The organism is Gilvimarinus chinensis DSM 19667, assembly GCF_000377745.1.
In the GTDB taxonomy this organism is placed as follows: Bacteria; Pseudomonadota; Gammaproteobacteria; order Pseudomonadales; family Cellvibrionaceae; genus Gilvimarinus; species Gilvimarinus chinensis.
In genome coordinates this window covers 549,835-569,823 of sequence record NZ_KB898707.1, presented here as the reverse complement: position 1 = coordinate 569,823, position 19,989 = coordinate 549,835, and the positions used below count along the sequence as shown (strand labels likewise).

At 50.8% G+C, this 19,989-nt stretch carries 16 protein-coding genes; 5 read left to right on the top strand and 11 right to left on the bottom strand.

Annotation, left to right across the window (positions count from 1 at the left end):
- Window positions 1-96: 96 nt before the first annotated feature.
- Window positions 97-687 carry a hypothetical protein gene (locus D568_RS0108560; RefSeq protein WP_020209180.1) on the bottom strand — a complete coding sequence of 197 codons (591 nt, stop codon included), beginning with the start codon at window positions 685-687 and terminating at the stop codon, window positions 97-99.
- 156 nt (window positions 688-843) lie between these two features.
- Between D568_RS0108560 and D568_RS0108555 the strand changes: the two genes are divergently transcribed.
- Together D568_RS0108555 and D568_RS0108545 are read left to right on the top strand one after the other, a co-directional pair.
- Window positions 844-3,699 (top strand): valine--tRNA ligase, encoded by a 2,856-nt coding sequence (locus D568_RS0108555; protein ID WP_020209179.1) that lies wholly within the window; start codon window positions 844-846, stop codon window positions 3,697-3,699.
- A gap of 370 nt (window positions 3,700-4,069) precedes the next feature.
- The gene (locus D568_RS0108545; RefSeq protein ID WP_020209177.1) at window positions 4,070-4,357 is read left to right on the top strand and encodes a hypothetical protein; all 288 of its coding nucleotides are present in this window, start codon (window positions 4,070-4,072) and stop codon (window positions 4,355-4,357) included.
- A gap of 253 nt (window positions 4,358-4,610) precedes the next feature.
- On the opposite strand, the gene D568_RS0108540 is transcribed toward D568_RS0108545, so the two are convergent.
- Genes D568_RS0108540 through D568_RS21110 form a run of 3 tightly spaced genes read right to left on the bottom strand, consistent with a single transcriptional unit; the run spans window position 4,611 to window position 7,351 of the window.
- A complete protein-coding gene (locus tag D568_RS0108540) occupies window positions 4,611-4,976 on the bottom strand; it encodes an STAS domain-containing protein (RefSeq protein ID WP_020209176.1) in 366 nt (121 codons plus the stop codon).
- A 17-nt stretch (window positions 4,977-4,993) separates the two neighbouring features.
- On the bottom strand, window positions 4,994-5,398 hold the full coding sequence (locus tag D568_RS19775) for an ATP-binding protein (RefSeq protein ID WP_020209175.1): 405 nt from the start codon (window positions 5,396-5,398) through the stop codon (window positions 4,994-4,996).
- A complete protein-coding gene (locus D568_RS21110) occupies window positions 5,399-7,351 on the bottom strand; it encodes a SpoIIE family protein phosphatase (RefSeq protein WP_020209174.1) in 1,953 nt (650 codons plus the stop codon).
- A gap of 566 nt (window positions 7,352-7,917) precedes the next feature.
- Here D568_RS21110 and D568_RS0108525 point away from each other — a divergent pair.
- Window positions 7,918-8,289 (top strand): glutathione S-transferase N-terminal domain-containing protein, encoded by a 372-nt coding sequence (locus D568_RS0108525; RefSeq protein ID WP_020209173.1) that lies wholly within the window; start codon window positions 7,918-7,920, stop codon window positions 8,287-8,289.
- 22 nt (window positions 8,290-8,311) lie between these two features.
- On the opposite strand, the gene D568_RS0108520 is transcribed toward D568_RS0108525, so the two are convergent.
- The 3 genes from D568_RS0108520 to D568_RS0108510 all read right to left on the bottom strand — a co-directional run bounded on the left by D568_RS0108520 (window position 8,312) and on the right by D568_RS0108510 (window position 12,392).
- Window positions 8,312-9,139, bottom strand: coding sequence for a 3-keto-disaccharide hydrolase (locus D568_RS0108520; protein ID WP_051084032.1), 828 nt, complete (start codon window positions 9,137-9,139; stop codon window positions 8,312-8,314).
- 302 nt (window positions 9,140-9,441) lie between these two features.
- Window positions 9,442-11,517, bottom strand: coding sequence for a TonB-dependent siderophore receptor (locus tag D568_RS0108515; RefSeq protein ID WP_020209171.1), 2,076 nt, complete (start codon window positions 11,515-11,517; stop codon window positions 9,442-9,444).
- 221 nt (window positions 11,518-11,738) lie between these two features.
- On the bottom strand, window positions 11,739-12,392 hold the full coding sequence (locus D568_RS0108510) for a glutathione S-transferase (protein ID WP_020209170.1): 654 nt from the start codon (window positions 12,390-12,392) through the stop codon (window positions 11,739-11,741).
- A 260-nt stretch (window positions 12,393-12,652) separates the two neighbouring features.
- Here D568_RS0108510 and D568_RS0108505 point away from each other — a divergent pair, with 260 nt between their 5' ends.
- Window positions 12,653-13,087 (top strand): pilin, encoded by a 435-nt coding sequence (locus D568_RS0108505; RefSeq protein ID WP_020209169.1) that lies wholly within the window; start codon window positions 12,653-12,655, stop codon window positions 13,085-13,087.
- 5 nt (window positions 13,088-13,092) lie between these two features.
- On the opposite strand, the gene D568_RS0108500 is transcribed toward D568_RS0108505, so the two are convergent.
- Window positions 13,093-13,956, bottom strand: coding sequence for a fibronectin type III domain-containing protein (locus D568_RS0108500; protein ID WP_020209168.1), 864 nt, complete (start codon window positions 13,954-13,956; stop codon window positions 13,093-13,095).
- 459 nt (window positions 13,957-14,415) lie between these two features.
- Here D568_RS0108500 and D568_RS0108495 point away from each other — a divergent pair, with 459 nt between their 5' ends.
- Entirely contained in the window at window positions 14,416-14,955 is a 540-nt protein-coding gene (locus D568_RS0108495; protein ID WP_020209167.1) for a hypothetical protein, read from the top strand.
- Between the two features lie 191 nt (window positions 14,956-15,146).
- On the opposite strand, the gene D568_RS21105 is transcribed toward D568_RS0108495, so the two are convergent.
- From D568_RS21105 to D568_RS0108480, 3 genes are all read right to left on the bottom strand, one after another.
- Complete coding sequence (locus tag D568_RS21105) at window positions 15,147-16,517, bottom strand: PepSY-associated TM helix domain-containing protein (RefSeq protein WP_020209166.1); 1,371 nt, start codon at window positions 16,515-16,517, stop codon at window positions 15,147-15,149.
- Window positions 16,517-18,739, bottom strand: a complete 2,223-nt coding sequence (locus tag D568_RS0108485) for a TonB-dependent siderophore receptor (RefSeq protein WP_020209165.1) — start codon at window positions 18,737-18,739, stop codon at window positions 16,517-16,519. Before D568_RS0108485 ends, D568_RS21105 begins: the two co-directional genes overlap by 1 nt.
- 219 nt (window positions 18,740-18,958) lie before the next feature.
- Entirely contained in the window at window positions 18,959-19,918 is a 960-nt protein-coding gene (locus tag D568_RS0108480) for an AEC family transporter (RefSeq protein ID WP_020209164.1), read from the bottom strand.
- Between the last annotated feature and the right edge of the window lie 71 nt (window positions 19,919-19,989).

The window sequence follows — 19,989 nt, the reverse complement described above, 5'->3', positions numbered from 1 at the left end:
CCAGCCCACCACCATTGCAGCCCCACCAATTACCTACAGCCAGTCTGCGGTTTTGAAAAAATGAAGAGGCTCAACAAGTCCCCTAGCTCGGTAAGCTTATTGCGAAACGATCGTCACCCGCACAATGTCATTATTCCGCAGTGTGCGCTCCAGACTCCCCTGCCTTTGTTCTAGCTCCACACCCTGCCACAGCCCTTTGGTGGACCACAGCAATAAAACGACAACCGCGATAAAAACCAATGCTGCCGCACCGAGCAACACATACACTTTGTTGTGCATACGTACGCCCGGACTGCGTTCAGCTTCGCTCTCAAGGGTTGGTTCTTCGTAGCTGGTGGCCTGCGGATCATGTCTATCAGCACCCTGCTCTTTGTCGCGTCCGCCAGTGCGCTCTTCGGAGCTGCCCAAGGCTTCCGGCTTATCAGATGTGTCGGTCACTGCTGGATTGGCGGGCGGTGTATCCCCCAAGCTGAGCACCACAAGCACCGCACCGGCGTTGGCGAATGCTTTGCGCCACTTTAAGGCGTCCGCTTGCGTCTCTACTTTTTTAACCGTTACCGGTTCACCATTAAAAAGACGCTGGCGAATGGTCTGTTCGTTCTGTTTTAACAGCTTTGCCAGATTTCGCTCGACCGTACCCTGAGTAAACCCTGTTATTAGCTCACCGGCAAACACCAACCTGAACATAGACTCCTCACTGCATTATTAAATTACACAGAGACACTGTCTCGTATCCCCTTCTTTAATTCAAGCGAGCACACTCTACTTGTGCCCCCAAACCCGCTATAATTCCGCCTTTTAATTTTTCCTAACATCCGCGCAAGGCAAAAGGTCCGACAGTTCATGGATAAAACCTACCAGCCCCAGGCCATTGAAACTCAGTGCTATCAAAACTGGGAAGATCAGGGTTACTTCAAACCACAGGGCGGCGAAACGCCCTACTGCATCATGATTCCGCCCCCCAATGTCACGGGCAACCTGCACATGGGCCACGGTTTTAATAACGCAGTGATGGACGCGATGATTCGCTTCCACCGTATGCAGGGGGACGACACCCTGTGGCAAATGGGCACAGACCACGCCGGTATTGCCACGCAAATGGTGGTGGAGCGCCAACTGGCCGCCGATGGCATCAGCCGCCACGACCTGGGCCGCGAAAAATTCCTCGAGCGCGTATGGGACTGGAAAGCCGAATCGGGTGGCAACATTACTCGCCAACTGCGGCGCTTAGGCTCGTCGTTAGACTGGAGCCGCGAGCGCTTTACCATGGACGATGGTCTGTCTGAGGCAGTTAAAGAAGCTTTTGTTCGCCTGCACGAAGACGGTCTGATTTATCGCGGCAAGCGCCTGGTGAACTGGGACCCAAAACTCCACACCGCTATTTCCGATGTCGAAGTCGAAAACCACGACGAGAAAGGCTTTTTGTGGAACCTGCGCTACCCGCTGGCCGACGGCGCCACCACCGCTGAAGGCAAAGACTATTTAGTCGTCGCCACCACCCGCCCCGAAACCATGCTGGGCGACACGGCGGTTGCGGTACACCCGGAAGACGAGCGCTACCAGGCGCTGATCGGTAAAGAGATTGTGCTGCCACTGGTGGGCCGTCGCATTCCTATTGTTGCCGACGAATACGTTGATCGTGAGTTTGGTACCGGCTGCGTGAAAATTACCCCGGCTCACGACTTTAACGATTACGAAGTGGGCAAGCGCCACAATATGGCGCTTATTAACGTGCTGGACGAGTCTGCGCAGGTACTGGGTGAAGCCCAGATTTTTAATCTGGACGGCAGCCCGCGCGACGATCTGGACACCAGCCTGCCGCAAGCCTATGCCGGCAAAGACCGCTACGAGGCGCGCAAGCAAATCGTCGCCGACTTTGAAGCCGCGGGCCTGCTGGAGAAAATTGACGACCACGCACTTAAAGTGCCGCGCGGTGATCGCTCGGGCGTGGTCATCGAGCCATGGCTGACAGACCAGTGGTATGTAAGCACCAAACCCTTAGCCGAACCCGCCATTAAAGCGGTTGAGGACGGCGAGGTGCAATTTGTACCCAAGCAGTACGAGAACATGTACTTCTCTTGGATGCGCGACATTCAGGATTGGTGCATTTCACGCCAGCTGTGGTGGGGCCATCGCATTCCCGCCTGGTACGACAAGGCCGGGAATGTTTATGTTGCCCGCAGCGAAGAAGAGGCCCGCGCTAAGTACCACTTAGGCCCCGAGGTCGAGCTGCAGCAAGACGAAGACGTACTGGACACCTGGTTCAGCTCTGGTCTGTGGACATTCTCAACCCTGGGCTGGCCCGAGCAGACGGACTTTTTAAAGAAGTTCCACCCCACCGACTTACTGGTTACGGGCTTCGACATTATTTTCTTCTGGGTGGCGCGCATGATGATGCTCACCCTGCACCTGGTCAAAGACGACAACGGCAAAGGCCAGATACCGTTTAAAACCGTTTACGTACACGGTCTGGTGCGCGATGCCCAGGGCCAGAAAATGAGCAAATCCAAAGGCAACGTGCTCGATCCGCTGGATATTATTGACGGCATTGACCTGGAAAACCTGGTCGCCAAGCGCACCCGCGGTTTGATGCGCCCCAAAGACGCGCCCAAAATTGAGAAGCAAACCCGCAAGGAGTTCCCGGACGGCATCAACGCCTACGGTACCGACGCCCTGCGCATGACCTTCTGCTCGCTGGCCTCGACTGGCCGCGACATCAAGTTCGACATGGGCCGCGTTGAAGGCTACCGCAACTTCTGCAATAAAATGTGGAACGCGGCTCGCTATGTACTCATGAACACCGAAGGTGAAGACTGTGGCCAAAACGGCGGCAGCGACTACGAACTGTCACTGGCGGATCGCTGGATTATCAGCCGACTGCAAGAAGCGGAAAAGTCCGTCACCGACGCGCTTAACAACTACCGTCTGGATTTAGCCACGCAAGCTTATTACGAGTTCTTCTGGAACGAGTACTGCGACTGGTATCTCGAGCTGTCCAAGCCTGTGTTATGGGATGAAAACGCCACCAACGCGCAGAAAACCGGCACCCGCCGCACTCTCATTCGCGTTCTGGAAGCGGCGCTGCGCCTGGCCCACCCCCTAATTCCCTTTATTACCGAAGAAATCTGGCAGCGGGTCAAAACCCTGGCGGGCCAGAGTGGCGAGACCATTATGCTCGCCCCCTACCCCATCGCAGATGAAGCACTGATCGACACGGCAGCGACCGCCGATATCGAGTGGCTTAAAGGTGTGATTGTGGGTGTGCGTAATATTCGCGGCGAAATGAACATCGCCCCAGGCAAGCCGATACCACTTTATATGCAGCACGGCACCGAGGCCGACGAACAACGATTGACGGCCAACCAGCAATTTTTGCAAAAACTCGCCAACCTGGAATCCATTACCTGGCTCAAACAGGGCGAAGAAGCACCCATGTCGGCCACAGCGCTGGTGGGCAAGCTGGAAATTCTGGTGCCTATGGCAGGCTTGATCGATGTGGACGCCGAAAAAGCACGTTTAAATAAAGAGCTGGAGCGCCTGAACAACGAGCAGCAGAGAGTTGGCGGCAAGCTAAACAATCCAAATTTTGTCGACAAGGCGCCCGAAGCCGTGGTAGAAAAAGAAAAATCTAAGCTAAGTGAAATATCTGCCAGTATCGATGCCCTGGCAGAGCAGTTAAAAGCACTAGAATCCATGTAATGGATCGGGGCAAAAAGCCAGCGAAGCTTTTTTGCCCGTACTACTTTCACCCTTGGGGCCGGCGTATGCCGGCTTTTTTTTGCGTCAAAAAAATTACAGTTTTACGCCGCCAGCCAAAACCTTGCAGGCACCCGCCATAATTCCGCCAAAGAATAAGAGATTATATGATTTAGAGCCTTACGAAATAACCATTGGTTTATTTTTACGCCAAATCCATAGCAAAATGATTAGTTGATGGCATTTTCCATACGCCTTTTTACTGGCAGAATAGCGCCAAGTTTGAGATGTAGATCACATTTTCAAACCTATGCCCAGTAACCGAACGGCGTCCACAAGATCGCCCGATGACTTTTAATTTATGGAACGAGTTATGAAAAAATCATTGTTTGCCGCTATTGCCCTGACTGTTGTTGCCGCCCCCTCACTGGCGTGCGAAATGCCGCAAAATAAGCCGGCCATCCCCGACCCCGCCACAGCCGTTACCGCGCAAATGGTAAAGTCGAACAATGAAGTAAAAGCTTATGTAAAAGCCACCGAAGAATATCTGGCGTGCTCAGGCCTGAGCTCTGCCGATGTACGTAAAGCCGAAGACGAGCTGCGTGCCTACGCCGATGCGTTTAACAAAACCATCCGCGAATTTAAAAAGCTGAACAGCTAACTCCACTGCCCCATAACCAGTTACTCATAACGCTGCAGACCATACAGATAGATGGCCGTAGTAACAGCTAGCGCGAGTTAACCGGATTTAATTCAGCAAACACCCAGCAAACAGCTGGGTGTTTGTTATTTGATAAGACCACTCGGTAATTTTGAAGGCGTGTTGGCTGCTAATCTGTAACATCGATAAAACTACGCCCAAGACCAATAAGCCCTGGGCAACGTTTTAGCCCTATAGAAACCTTGCCCACACCTTAAGTCGGTGTAGACTGAAAACCTGCCAGATAATCATCAAGTTCTGCAGCACTGGCAAATACACTTAAATCCGGCAAGGCTCTAACAATTTCAAAAACCTTTTTTACCCCAGGCTGCATGTGTGACACGGCCACTTTCCCTCCCCTTGCTTTCAGCTTTTTAAGCGTAGCAAAAAACACTCGCAGCCCCGCCGAACTAATATAATTCAACCCCTGCAGATCGAAGGCAACAAGCGTAGTGTCAGGCCCAATACTATCTCGCAACTTATCTTCTAGCTGCGGCGCGGTGTCGCTGTCTAAAGCTCCTTGCAAGGCTAACTTCAGTGTACCGCCAGACTGCTCTTTCGTATCGATACTTAATGCCATAGTGATTACCAGTGTTACTACGAAGTAGATAAAGTTAGAAACAAATGATTATATTCATTTTTACGGAGATAATATTGATCAGCGGTAAGCGCCAAAATCAGCTCCAACCCTAAACCACCAATTTCTCTTTGTTCTATGGGTAAATCCATATTGGCTCTATCGCTTTTTAAAGGGTTAAAAGCCGAGCCATCGTCGAGACAAAGCAATTCGATATCATTACCCTTGCGCGACAAACTGACGTCCAAAAACTGGCCGCCGCCATACTTAAATAAATTACTAATGACTTCATCGACAATGATCATTATGTCACTCACCAGCGAGGCTTCTAATTCCCCCCCTGCAACCAACTCTTGCAGTTTACCGGCAAGAATATCCAGCTCCCGGGTCGATTCAAGCCGATGCTTAATTAAGCTGACCGACATTTAATGCCTTTCCAATATCATCAGAGTAATATCATCTGATTGTGCCGCCCCCTCAGCGAATGCTCGCACCGCCGAAAGTATAAGCTTGCCCCTGCCCTGCACTGAACCCCCGCCTGCCTCACTATTGAGAGTGCTGATCAGTCGCTCTTCAGAAAACTCTTCTTTTTGGGCATTAAATGCCTCGGTAATACCATCGGTATACACACATAACTGCTCGCCTGAGCGCAGGGTTAACTGCTGATCGGTATAATCGCTCTCATCAAATACGCCAATAGCGGGCCCCGATTCAAGGGTCACAAATTCAGCGCAGTTCTCACGAATAATAACCGGTGGATTGTGCCCGGCACTGGCAAAGTTTAACTCTCCGCTATCTGGCGAATAAAAACCACAAAACAGTGTAATAAACATGCAGGAATCATTGCCTTTCACCAGTTCACTGTTCAACTCTGCCAGTAAAACCGAAGGCGAGGTTGCTCGCGGTGCTAAAATTTTAGCCAAAGCGACGGCGCGCGACATAAACAACGCTGCGGGCATTCCTTTGTCTGAGACATCGCCTACGGCAATAAAATAGCGGCCGTCTTTAAGCGCCAGCATTTCATACAAGTCGCCGCCCACGGCACGCGCCGGTTTAAGGCAGGCATAGAGATTATCACCGCCTACATTCACCGTTAATTCTCCACCACCTGGCACCAGATCCATTTGTATGCGACGAGCGATTTCCAACTCACTTTCAAGCTTTTGACGCGCCGCACTGGCATTTGCCAAATCATCCACATAATGATGCAGTGCGTCATTGAGTGCACCGACTTCGTCGTGGCTGCGTATGGGAGGAAGCTCAAGCTTAGCATCCGATTCATCCGCCTGAACAATAGCGGCATAGAGTTCGCGTACCGGTCGGGTAATACCATTGGCAAGCCACCAGACTAAGGGCACCAATAAAATCAATAACACCAAAGAAACCAACAGGACTTGATCCCGCAGGCTACGAAAACCAGCCAGAAGCTCGTCCTCGGGCACGGCAATAACCAGAGCCATGTCGTTATCAATACCCAAGGGTATTGTCTGGCGATGAGTCAGCCAGCCTTGCGGCTGCGCACCTGACTGTGCTTTTTGAAAAGGGGGGGCGCTGAAGTCCAGTAAACTCAACTTGCGGTTATCCTGAGAGACCCCCTGCAGTTGCACCGTCGTGGCAATCACATCTTTCCCTCGGTGCAACAAAAGCTCCGTGCCTGGCGTAACACGACGCTCGAGCAAATAATGAGTGACATCGCTCAGGGTAATATCCGTGGCGATCACCGCACCATCAACGTCTGCCTGCTGGGCTACGGTTACCCCCATGGTTTTTAAAAAGTAGAAGAAGTACGGCTCTGTGGTGACGGGAGACGAGCTTTTAAGAGCATCGGTATACCAGGGGCGCACTCGCGGATCAAACCCCGTGTCCTGTACTTCTATTTCATCGATCAGCGCCAGCTGCGCATCATAAAACTGGCGTATTGGCGGCGTGGCCCGATCCCCCAGCATAAAATCAACCGTGAACGCCGCATTGCCCGGTGCTTGTAAGCTCTGGCGCACCCCAGCCGTACGTATGTGGCGCACACTAAAATAGTCCCCATTCGCAAAGCCGACCATTATCGCTACAGCCTGAGCATGCTCGCGGAGCAAATCGCTCAACAACGGCAAATTTTGCAAATGCTCGTTAAGCTCAACGCCACTGGCTAAGCGACTATCCGCCAAGAGCATTGTCATTTGAGAAACCGGGCGATAGGTGGACTCTACCTCAAGAGATATTTCCTCTGCCGCGGCTGAAAATAAGCTATCACTCACCACCTTGAGCATGGTGCTTGTTGCCATATAGCTCAAAGCGGCCAACAAGAACCACACCAGTAAACCAATAACCAAACTGCCTAAAGCCATTTTGGTACGAATGGACAAACTGCCTGTATTCCCTTTCACACATAAATCCTCGGTGAACCTGCCACACAAAACGGCCAGCCTTCAAATAACAAACGTCAACGATTCAGCCACAAATCGGTCAGCCCCCATACACCATTTACGCGGGCAACACCCATCATACTCTATCTGTAACAGATAATTATAACCACTCTATTTCGCATAACATTTTATGTCTCACGAAGCTTTCGCCGGCCCCACTGTACCCCGGTGCTTGCAATGGCAATACGGGCTGCCTCTTATACGCCGTTGCAATAAGCTGGCTATAGGCGCGAGGCTGTGCCGCCCACTCATACAACTTCGGCACTTTGACCAGCTGCGGTCTCGCTGGGTAGCCAAAAAGCGCGTAAAGCCTGTTATGGGGCTAAGTATCGGTTATACTCTCGCCGCCTTTTGTCAGCCATAAACCCGTTTATTGCAGCTTATGCACGATGGCATGAAGATAAACGAAGCCCGTGATATGAATGCGGTAGCGGTTCAGGCCAGAGAACATTGCTGCACCTCGAACACGCTTAACGGTTACGAAGGCAAGCCTAGCTCATGAAAAAGACAGTGGTACCCGAGTAGATATGAAGTTATTGATCAAGATAGTCAGAGAAGGTTTGGGCCGAATTATCGCTTTTATTAGCTGGGTAACCCGCCCACCTAAAATGAAGCGCAGCCCAGAGGAGCAAGCAGTCGTTGAACAAGCGCTGAAACAGCTTTCGCTCTATCAGTTCTTTGCCTGCCCTTTCTGCATTAAAACACGCCGTGCACTGCACCGCCTGAATTTACCCATGGAGCTTCGCGATGCACAGCACGGTAGCCCTTATCGCGACGAGCTTGCCGAGGGTGGTGGCCGGGTTAAAGTCCCCTGCCTGCGTATCGAGGAAAACGGCACCACCACCTGGATGTATGAGTCCAGCGAGATTATTCAATACTTAGAAAAGCGGTTCGGTTGAACCGCTTCTCCCGCTGCGCCCTTTATTTGAAAAATGCCGTGAATTGATCCGGTATTTCCGCTACGGGCCGCCACTCGATACGACGAAAGTACACCTCACCCGCCTCGCTCTGCAACACAATCTGCCCCTGGGTTAAAGGCTTAACCGTATCGCCCTCTGGAAATGCCGATTGGCTCAGCGCCATTACCACCTCACCATTGACAATGTGCAGGCTTTTATCGCCGTAAGTAATCAGCTCCAAGGTATTCCACTGCCCCGATGGCTTTTCATTATTGTGGCTTGCGCCGCAGGTAATGGGCCCGTCGTTTCCACCAAAGGTTTTTACCGATGCGGCCATATCAAACTGGTAAGGGCCATCCTCTTCTGTTTGCACGCAGCGAATATCAATTTGTGAATGAGCAATTTTCCACCAGTCACCGGTTAGCCCCTCTTCACTTTTCTCAATAATTTGAAACTCTTGCGACAAGGGCCAGGATCGCCAATAATCAACGCCGTGCTCACCCGTACCGTGATACAAAATCCCGGTATCCAGAGGTAGCTGTTGTCGCGGCGGCCATTTTTGCTCACCCCATTTAAACTGTAAGCGTAAGTGGTAATTTGAAAAATCTTGGCGAGTAAAAATTCCACCATAAATTTCACCGGAAATACGCAGTACTGGCTCACCTGAATCGGAGCTTACGCTAAACACATTCCACTCATCCCGATCGTAACCCACAGGCTCCGCATATTCTCCGGAGTCGTCACGCGCCAACCCAGCCACGGTCGTATTCGTATCTGGATACCCCAAATAAGTACGCCATTGGCTCAGATGATTGTCCAGCAGTGGTTGCCATTGCCCGGCAGCAGCCACATTCGAATAACCGCTACACACCAAAAGGCACATGATCGTATTACATATACTGACTCTAGAGAACATAACCTACACCCCAAACCCTGGCTCGACTGGCAAGACCTGCAATTAACCAAACAGCTATTGGCACCACATTACTCGCAAACTTTATAGTGAAAGGGATCTTATAGCATTGCAGGGCTTATGGCAGTCCCTACTCGTTACAGTTAACGGTATCAGCGGGCATAAAAAAACAGGTACGACCGAAGCCGTACCTGCCTAGAAAAACGCCACCTCAAAACCGAACTGTCGGTGGTATTAAATCAGTACTTCCAGCTTATAAATGCACTTACATTACGAGGGGCTGCATAATAGGCTTGGTCCCAGTACAAGCTGTTCAAGTACTTTTCATCGGTAACATTCTTCAGGTTAACACCCGCGGTAATATTGTCTGTCAGATCGTATTGAGCCACTAAGTCGATCAAGGTATAACTTGGCTGTTCCACATCACCATTGGACGTAGAAATATCATCTTGCCACTTCACTGACCCACCCAGTTTCAAAGCTGGAACGGCTGGCACGCGGTAAGACGCCGAGGCTTTAAACATTTGCTCCGGAATATAGGGCTTCGCAGCCCCCTCTTCGCCTTCGATATCCACCCAGGTAAAACCCGCACTTACGTTGAAGCCTTCACTCAGCTGGCCCGAAAACTCTAGCTCATAACCTTCGCTGGTATATTCTTTAGCCTCGTACATTGCCGTGTTAGTCTCCGGGTCTCGCCCCACAAACTCGCCCAAGTTACTCAAATTGGATTCAAAAGCCGCCAGGGTTAAGATGGCGCGGTCATCGTTGAATGACGCTTTTAAACCGAACTCGGTGCTATCGCCTTGTGTCGCTCCAAGTGGCTCAAACTCGCTGTTAACAAACAACTGCTGGGAGAAAACCTCAGTGTAGCTACCATAGGCAACCAACATATCGGTAATTTGATATGTAACGCCGTAGTAAGGCACCGTTTCTTCCGCGTCGGTGTTGGCAGCGTTGCCATAATTGATACCTTCCTGAATAATTTCGGCCTGGCGTGCCCCCACTAAAGCTGACAAAGCATCCGTCACATTTAGCCGAGCTGCCGCATAAAAAGATTCGTGTGTTTGTTCTATGTCACTGGTGCCATAGACCGGGTCGTGCTCTACAAAATTGGGGTGCGGAGAATTCCCCTCAGCCCAGTCACTACCCAATACCGGCGAGCCCAACGCAGTACCATCCTGATAAGAGGCAGCTGTGTAGTTTACATCGGCACGGTTATAACCCACGACCAGCTGATGGTCACGACCAAACAGACTCACATCGCCCGAGGCAGAAATGTCGAGCATGTCTTGATCTACTTCATTTAGATAGCGCCCCGTGGAAGCGCCCAAGCCGGTTTCATCGAGCTGCGGTGAACCATAGACATAAAACAGCTCCGACTCACTATCGGTTGATGTTTGGGTGTAAATCGCATTCATCACCCATCGATCACTTAATTGCTGTTTTAACTCTATAAATGATTGCGATTGCTCCATATCGCGGTAGGTCCAGTCGGGCGCTGTGCTGGTGGAAACATCGTAATCCGTAGGCGTGCCATCTACATACGCCAAGGGCAGCGCACCCCAGAGAATCCCATCGCCCTGGTTATCATCGTAACTATGGCCGATGGTTAAAAGTGTCGTCTCCGTTAAATCGGCCTCTAACACGCCATAGAACAAATCTGTGCTGTCTTGATAACGATCCAGATAAGACTCAGTATCCTCAGTGGCAACCACCACCCTGGCACGAACCGAGTCGCCTAAAGAACCCGAAACATCGCCATCTAAACGATACCCCTGCCACTCATTTACCGATGCGCGCGCACTGGCCTGTAGCTCTTCGGTGGGGCGTTTACGCACGAAATTCACCGTAGCCGACGGATTTGCCAAGCCTGTAATCAAGCCTGCGGCGCCCTTTACCACTTCTATTTTTTCATAAAAAGCAGTATCCAGCTGACCCGAGACATTGCCGTATACAAAAGGCGTACCCACACCATCATATTGAAAGTTAACAATGTCGAAGCCACGCGCCGTATAGTAAGTACGGCTGGTTTCCACCTCTTCTACCGTTACCCCAGGCGTGTAATCCAGCACCTCATTCACATTATCCAGCGAAAAATCATTCATTTGCGTTCGCGAGATAGCGGTTACGGTTTGTGGCGTCTCAAAAATGGTCAAATCAAGCTTGGTGGCACTGTCTGTTTCACCCACTTCACCGTACACCAACACATCTTCAATTTGCTTAGGCTCTTCAGCTTGAGCCAAGCTACCCTGTGCTACTAACACGCTCATTAACGCGGCCATGGCCGTTGGTTTAAACACTTCTTGCTTAGACATTTCACCCCCCTTCTCATGCCTACAGGTGCCAGCTTTTATAGCAAGCACCTAAATTTGAAGCGCAATATACCGCGACAGGAAAAAATGTCAATGCTAATCATTATCATATACATTTGATTTAAAAAGGAAGGCGAAGAACCCCACTAGGGCTTAACGGCAACCTCCCTCTCAGAAAGGGTTGAAATTTGTGCTGATTGGAGAGCTAAAAAGGTCTGCAGCCATTAAATGGATGGCGGGAATACCACCGAAGCAGCGCCTTTACGCCAGGGTTTATATTTGCCCATAGCCAGCAGAAACAAAGGGTGCTCTAACCACCCTTTAAGCCATTTCTGTAGGTTTGGGTAAGGTAAAGCGTAAAATGTGTCGCGATCCACATGAGCAAACTGGCGTACAAAGGGCATCACTGCGATATCCGCCGCACTGATATCGTCACCCAATAAAAACCGACCGTCGCCAAGGCGGTGTTCCAGTTGCTGCAAAAACACCTCGCCCCGCTCGCGATACTCGCGCTGCGTCATGGCTGGGTGTCGATCAAAATACTTATAGCGATCCAGCCAATGTTTAAACTCAACATCATTCTGCCGAATAAGCTCGTCCACCTGGGGCGAGCGCTCAGCAGCAAGCAAACCGTCCGGGTCGCTACGCCGCAGCGCCCACAGCAAAATATCACGGCTTTCATCAATCACGGTGCCATCGAGTAACTGCAACACCGGCACCGTAGCCTTGGGGCTAATAGCCAACAGTTGCGGTGGTTTGTCTTTTAACACCACCTCACGTAACTCAACCGACAGGCCCGCGAACAGCAGCCCTAAACGGGCACGCATAGCGTAGGGGCAGCGACGAAAGGAATAGAGAACAGGTAACGGCTCGGTCATGGGATTATAGGGTTGGTGAATTTGGCGCTAGGGTCGTGGATGGGTTAAACGGTGTCAAGGAGCACCGCTGTGCCATACCCATTTGCCGCTCAAAACTGGCGCCTGGCAACGTCGAGATGAGGGATTCACACACAATACGCAATGGACAATCGGCGGTAGGCAAGCCTGGAGAGTTAATTCGTTTTAACTTTATACTGCAGAGCAATAAACAAACCTCACCTTGTTTGCCGCAAACAACTCGCACGCTAAGGAAAGCCCAAATGATTCGCACTAACCAGACAACACTCGTTACCCTGCTAATCAGCATCTTTCTGGCAAGCTGCTCCTCTTACACTCAAAAGCATCAAACTGGATACGGAAACGCCTCCTACATCAGTGAAGGGATAGTACGAAGCTTCGAGATTCAGGCAAACGCTACCATGTACATTGCCGAAACGGGCAAGCTACCGTCAAGCAATCAACAACTGGGGCTATCCAGCCCCGAGGCTTACGCCGATACCGTACTAAAAAGCATTCAGGTGCTGGACGGTGGAATTATTCGCTTAACCTATACCGCACTGTCTGGCGTTGACGGCGGCATTATCGATTACAAGCCTGAAAAAATCGGCAACAGCCGAACCGTCACATGGAACTGTACAACCCCAAGTTTTAAAGGCATAGAAGCCTGGAGGCCCGACTGCCACTATACAAACTAAAAAACTCAATCGAGTTTAAAATCATAACCTTGGAGAGCGCCTGTTGACTTGGAAAGCTCGCGCCCCCGGTTATCAAAGGCCGTTACGGAAAAAGAGTAATACAAACCAGGCTTAAGGCCCGGGGCATAGTCACGAATATTAACCTCAGTCGCTTCAACCTCAGGGGTATCCTGCCAATTAAAAAGACCCGTGGCATGACCACCGCCGGGTGAGGACATTTCCCACAGCTGAATACGATAGCTTTTCGCGCCTTCGTACTCTCGCCAGGAAAGCACAATTGGCTCGTCAGCCCCATAGCGCTTTGCGGTAGCGTTTTTGATGACAGGTTTTACAAATGAGATCCGAAGACCTTGCGCAGGCTCGGACTTACGTACATAGAAAGTGTCGCTATCAATATCAATATTAGGGCTCAGGGTTAAACCGGCAAGCGCAACGTGGGCCGCGGCCATATCCAGTTCAAGGCCGTCTATACGATACTCCCCCTCGGGCGCAGAAATGCGATAAACACCCAGCTCGTCCGATACCGCCCACTGACTTTGCGCGGCACCATTTAAAAACAGGCGTAGCTTTACCCCCGCGCGTGGTTCCCCCTCCGCCACCACTTTACCGACGATTTCCCCGGGCCCGGCCCCAATCACAACCAGCTTATCGGGAAAATGGCCAAGCCGAGTTGAATGTACGCCTAAATAACCCTGCTGAATGGCGGGCACACCTAAATACTCTCGCTCGACACCAGAGTTTTCCGTAAAAGAAGGGGTAACCCCACCAAAAATAAACTGCCCGAAGAATAGAAATGCCAGCGCAAGGACAACGATAATCCCCATGCCAAACATTACGCCCTGTACAAACTTTTCCAGTAGTCCGTTCATTAACACTCCCTTTATAAAGCTCCGGTGCGTAAATAGACCGCCGCCTTTTTATTAAAAACCCTCAGCGTTACCACAGACTCTCCTTTCAGAAAGCCGTAAAGATAAATCTGTCCCAAGAATTTGACTGCACAGTAACGGTACAAAATAAAGAGCAAACACGAACTGGGATGCCTTTACCACTGCACCCACAAAAAGCCTTGTCATCCTGTAAGGCGTATGATGGCGCAGCCAAAAACTTAAATAAAGTACTCACATGGTTTTATTATGCCGATATCCCTTTCTCGATCATTCCATCTAACACCAATTTATGCTTCGCCGGATTATTTTCAGAATCTATGCTAGCCAGTACTTCAAAAATGCTATTCTTGTAAGGCTGCAAATATTTAAACTGTAAAAACCGACTCTCGGTTTAGCAGCCCGATCAACGGTTATTTAACTCCCTTGCTAGGACTCTATAAAATGTCAAAAAAAATGTGCTGCTTGATATACGTCATTCTACTTCAGATTCTGGTACTTCCTGCCGCCCATGCCGCGATACAAACGCACTCATTCACCATTACTGGTAGCAACGGGGAGAGCGGATCAGGCTCCTTTACGTGGGACGATACGGTCGTAGCCAACGGTAACCCTTTATCTCTGGGGGACATCATCTCCCTTACAATGACCATTTCCGGTGGAAATATTGTTGGCTCGCCCACCACCTACTCTTTAACTGACTGCATGGGGGCAACGCTGGAGAACACACCTGATTTTACTGCCAGTCTGAACTGGAATTGCTACAACGGGCAAAATCAACTGGCAGCACAAGGAGCCTTTAGCAATGAACTCAACTTTGGAGCTAGCTCAATAACCTTCGCTGCTGGTACAACTTCATCGGCTGCCCCAGCAACCCCCGCTGCATTACCTGTAAATACTTGGTGGGCACTGATAGCACTTGCCATTTCTATGATATTAGTGGTGATGCGCAAGAGCCGTTTCTCAGGCATACAAAACCCTTAACACCAATCTCCCTTGAAACCATTGATTCGATGATCTTGCAAGTCGATGATTGGAGCTTTATCTCCAACTTTACCACTTTAGCTTGGCTTTGCCGTATGTAGCGGCAAAGCTTTTCTATGTAATAAACTACAGATAACTTATTAAATGAAAGGTTTTAGCTTGATCTGACACAGAGCCTCCTAAACTGGAGTTCACCTTGATTTGCCTATGGCCACATACGAGCCTCGCAGCACCCATAGCCATGACACTGATAAAAGCACCGTCAGTATAATCCAGGCAATCAGAAAGCCTAATGTACCCGCCCCAAGCTCAGCAGGATAAGCGACCCCATTAACTTTTGGGCCAAATTTATCAAGAAAAAATAACGGCAGTGGCGCGCACACAGCAACAAGCACCCCCGACGCTGTTATAGCGCCATACGCGAAACGCATTTTGCGGCGATACTTTTTATTGCGCTGCAGACGCCGAGCAAACAACCATACGCCCGACAAACATAAAAAACACAGTATGAGGCCAAAACTAAACCAGACTACCTTACTGATTAACCCTGCAAAATTTCCAAAATGCAGAGGGTCCGCCATATTTGACCAACGCCAATAGGCGTTAAGATCATCGGCACGCTGATTGTATTTTATTTCGCCAGTATCAGGATGAACAAAAACTTTGTTTGCTCTGTCTCGCACTAACCAATGCTCCGATTGCCCTACTACGTAAAAGTAGCCGTTTCTGTCGGGGTAAACGGTACCTACGGTCAAGTCGGGGCGAGAGGTTTTCACGATGTTTATTAACTCGGAAAACGACCGCTGTTGGGGTTGACCCGTCTCGAGTACCGGCAGTGGTTTAATGGCGCTGGGGAGCGCGTCTACGTAGGAGAATTTGCCGTCGATAAACTGCGAACGCACCCGCTCAGCCAGATACCAGGTGCCGGTTATAGCGATGACCAACACAAACCACATGGCCCATAACCCCAACAGTTGATGTAAATTGCTGACAAAGGCTCGAACAGACCTCGCTTTATTGAAGGTAAAAAACCGTTGCCACCACCGGCGATAAAAAACCAGCGCGGTCACCAGCGATATAAACAACGGAATAGCAGTTAAACAGACAAGATAAAAGCCGATGTTACCTGCAAAAAAGCGCCGATGAAAATCGCGCAGGTAGCGCTGAATGTTGAGATAGGATACCGATCCTGTAATGCGATTGGTGTAAGGGTCTACGTATACATGCCGGGGCTCACCGGCTGCGGTTTTAATACTCACATCGTAAGCCGAGCGTTTATAAAGCGGAGCACTGATCGCGCCGATAGTGGCATCTGGAAATGCCTGCTGTACTCGCTGGTAGGCCTCTTCAATAGGTACGGGATCGCCCACAGGTTGAACCCGTAAAGCCGGTGTGGTGAGCCAGTCTAACTCGTTGGCAATGGTAGCAAAGGTACCACCCCAACACACAATAAATAGCAGCACACCCAGCAGTATGCCTGACCAGCTGTGCCAGTCGAACCAGCCGCGCACCGAGGTACGCGGCTTGGTCGAATGACTTTTGGGCTTAGCGCTCGTGCTCACTAGAAGGTAACGCTAACGGAACCAACTATAGAACGAGGCGTGCCGATGGAGACACGTAAATCACCGCCACTGGCCGGATAATATTCTTCATCGGTCAGGTTTTTTGCGGCCAATTGAAAACGAATGGTGCTATCGCTGCCAAACATTTGGCTGGACAGGTTGTACCAAAGCGAGGCGTCCAGCAGCGTGTAGCTACCCAGGCTCCAGGAGTTGGCACTATCGCCGTAGCGATCACCCATATAAAAAGCTCCAATACCTGTACCAACCCCCTGTAATGCACCGTCTTGTATTTCATAGCTGGCCCACAAGTTGGCGGTGTGCTCGGCAACATTGCGCGGACGCTTACCGGCGTTAGAGCCCGACTCGATAGTAGCGTTGGTATAAGCGTAACCGGCGATTAGGTTCATCCCCACAATGGGCTGCCCACCCACGCTGAGCTCCAGACCATCGGAGGTTTGACCATCGACCAGCTCTGGCTGATCATCAATCACAGTCAGCACATTACTTTTCGTTATGTCATAGGCGGCCGCTGTAAGATTCAGCATACCTTCAAAAAACTGAGCTTTAACCCCAACTTCATACTGAACCGAATCTTCCGGATCGTACAGAGTGTGCTCGGAAGGAACGCCATCCGCGTCGAGTAAAAAGGCTGAATTCGGCTCGAACGCTTCTGAGTAACTACCAAATAAAGTGAGTGTATCGGTGGGCCGATAATTCAGTGCTATTTGGGGGGATACTTCATCAACCGAATCGGCGGGGCCATCACCGTCGGTATCCGCACTGTCAAAACGTGCCCCAACCAGCAGTGAAAGCTGATTGGTAAATGACACATAGTCATTAATAAAAACGCCCGTTTCATCGCGTTCACTTTCCAGCAGCGGCAAACCGGTTGTATCAACATCTTTTACCAGATTGCCGTAAATAGGGTTCAGCAAATTAAACAGCGGCCCGTTACCGCCATCGGCCACCGAAATACCATCGTTAGTAGCGGTGGCGACAAAGTAGCGGCTGTCTTCGTAGGTGCGGTAATCGGCCCCTACGACCAAGCGATGGGCGATACCCCCGGTGGTGAATTCTCCGTTAACCGCGCCTTGCACATAGCTGGCGGTTATTTCACGCTCGCGGCTGCCGTCGCTGCGCCGCGCTAAAAATACCTGGTCGCTGGCCTCATCAAATACCGCCTCTGGTGTAGCACTGCCGGTAAACAACCCGTCTTCGCTAATTGGGGCATCGGCATCGAATATAGCAACAGCGCGCGGACGAGCCTGATAATCATCCGACATAGATGACTCATAGGCCCCGCTGATCTGCGCCGACCAGCTATCATTAAAATGATGCTCAAGGCCGATAGAGGCAAACTCAAATTCGGTATCGATTTCTTCAAAGCTTTCGCCAAAGCGCGTACTGATATCGACATCAATCAAACGGTTCACAATTTCCCGCCCATCGGGCGTTGGAACGGTAATGGTACCTCGGTCAAATGAGCGAAACTCATCTCGGTATTCGTATTCCGCGGTCAGCTGCGTGTTATCGCCTAAGTCAAACCGGGCCGTAGCAGAAACCGTGTCGCGCTCAATCGTGAAAAAGTCGCGGAAGGTATCTGAACGCTCGCTAGAGGCATTGACCCGAAACGCGCCAATATCACCCAAAGGCTCAGACCAATCCGCCAGTAAGAATTGGCTATCGTAAGAACCCAAGCGCGCCTCGCCGTAAGCGCGGCGTTCATCCAGCGGTTGCTTAGTGCGAATATCCACCAAACCGCCGGGCTCTACTTGCCCATAGGTTATGGACGCAGGGCCCTTTACCACTAGCACCTGCTCGAGGTTGCTGGTATTGACGCGAAAGTTAGAGGCCCTCCGAATACCATTGCGGTAAACGGTGTTACGCCTGAAACCGCGCACATAATAATCATTGTTACTGCCGCCAAAACCGTCTGATAAACTGATGCCCGGCACATTGCGCAGGCCTTCTTCCAGCTCGGTCGCTTTTTGGTCCAGCAAGATTTGCTCGGGGATGATCTCAACCACCCGCGGCAACTCCATAAAGCTTACCGGCACGCCCGTCAAAGAATCCGTTGTATCGCTCTGATAGCGCTCAGGGTTGGTACCGATAATCTTAACTTCTTCAATTCTTTCGGCAACGGCTTGATCTTCTGCCAATGCGATTTGTGCGTGCAGGCTTGCCACCGCAACAAACAGTGCGGTTGTGGTAGTGCGAAACATGATTATCCCCAAGTATTGATTTAAGCGCCGCGCAGTTTAGCAGTGGCATACCAAACTGTAAATAATAACCAATCTCATTATTAACGCGAGCTCACAATTCACTACCGCACCGTACACTAGGACCTGAGAAATGCTCGTAAGCTACAGAGAAAACGCACCGAATTAATTTGGAATTGAGTAAGCTGCCTAGAAACTTCCGATGTCTTTGGCCCCGATCTTTCACAACGCGGGAACAAACGCCTCGACAAGCCATAGCCCAATGGTAAGGCTCACCAAGCCGAACAGCGTTGTTTGCACAATCATAGTCGCCGCCAAAGCGGCATTTCCACCCATGCCGCGCACCATCACAAAGCTTACTGTGGCGGTGGGCGCGGCCGCCAATAAAAAGACCACCCCCACTGCATCGCCCTTAAGCCCCAATAACAGCGCCAACGCCACTGCTATTACCGGCGAGACCAACAGCTTCCAGCAGCTAGCCGCCAGCACACCGCCGCCCATTTGACCCAGCGATTTCAAGCTAAGCGTCCCGCCGACGCACAACAGCGCCAGCGGTAGAGACATATCACCTAAATAGCCCCCCGCTCTCCGCACGGGCTCGGCGATAGGCGGGCCCCAAGCACCGTAAATCAGCCCGGCGACAATGCCGATAATCAAAGGGTTGCGCGCAATGGCCGCAAATACACCGCCATAACCACGCCCGCTATCGAGGTCTCGGTTGAGAGCAACTACAGATAATACGTTGTACAGCACGATGGTAACGGCCAAAGGCAGAGCCGCCATAGCGATTCCTTTTTCGCCATAGGCATTCGCACAGTACGCCAGGCCGATAATAATCAAGTTGCCACGAAAAGCCGCCTGAGCAAGAACCCCTCGGTCTTTTTTATCGCGCACAAACCAACCGGCAGTGGCAAAGCTCAGTGCAAAAACGAGCAGAGCACCAATGACCACGGCGATCATAATGCGACCATCGGTAGCCGAACCAAAATCCGCCCTGGCGTTACTGAAAAACAACAGCACCGGCAGCCCAACGGAAAAAACCAAACGCGAAGCGGTGTTAATAAACGCTTCATCGATCAGGCCCACACGACGCAATACCGCGCCCAAGGCAATCATCAAGAAAATAGGTGCGCTGACCGATACCGAAAAGATAAAGGTGGAGAGTAGATTACTGTCGTTCACGGAGGTTCTTACATAGGTGTGAGTGGTTTGTAAGCTTCTGCTTTTTAGCGAGGTTTTGTCAAGGTAAGGAC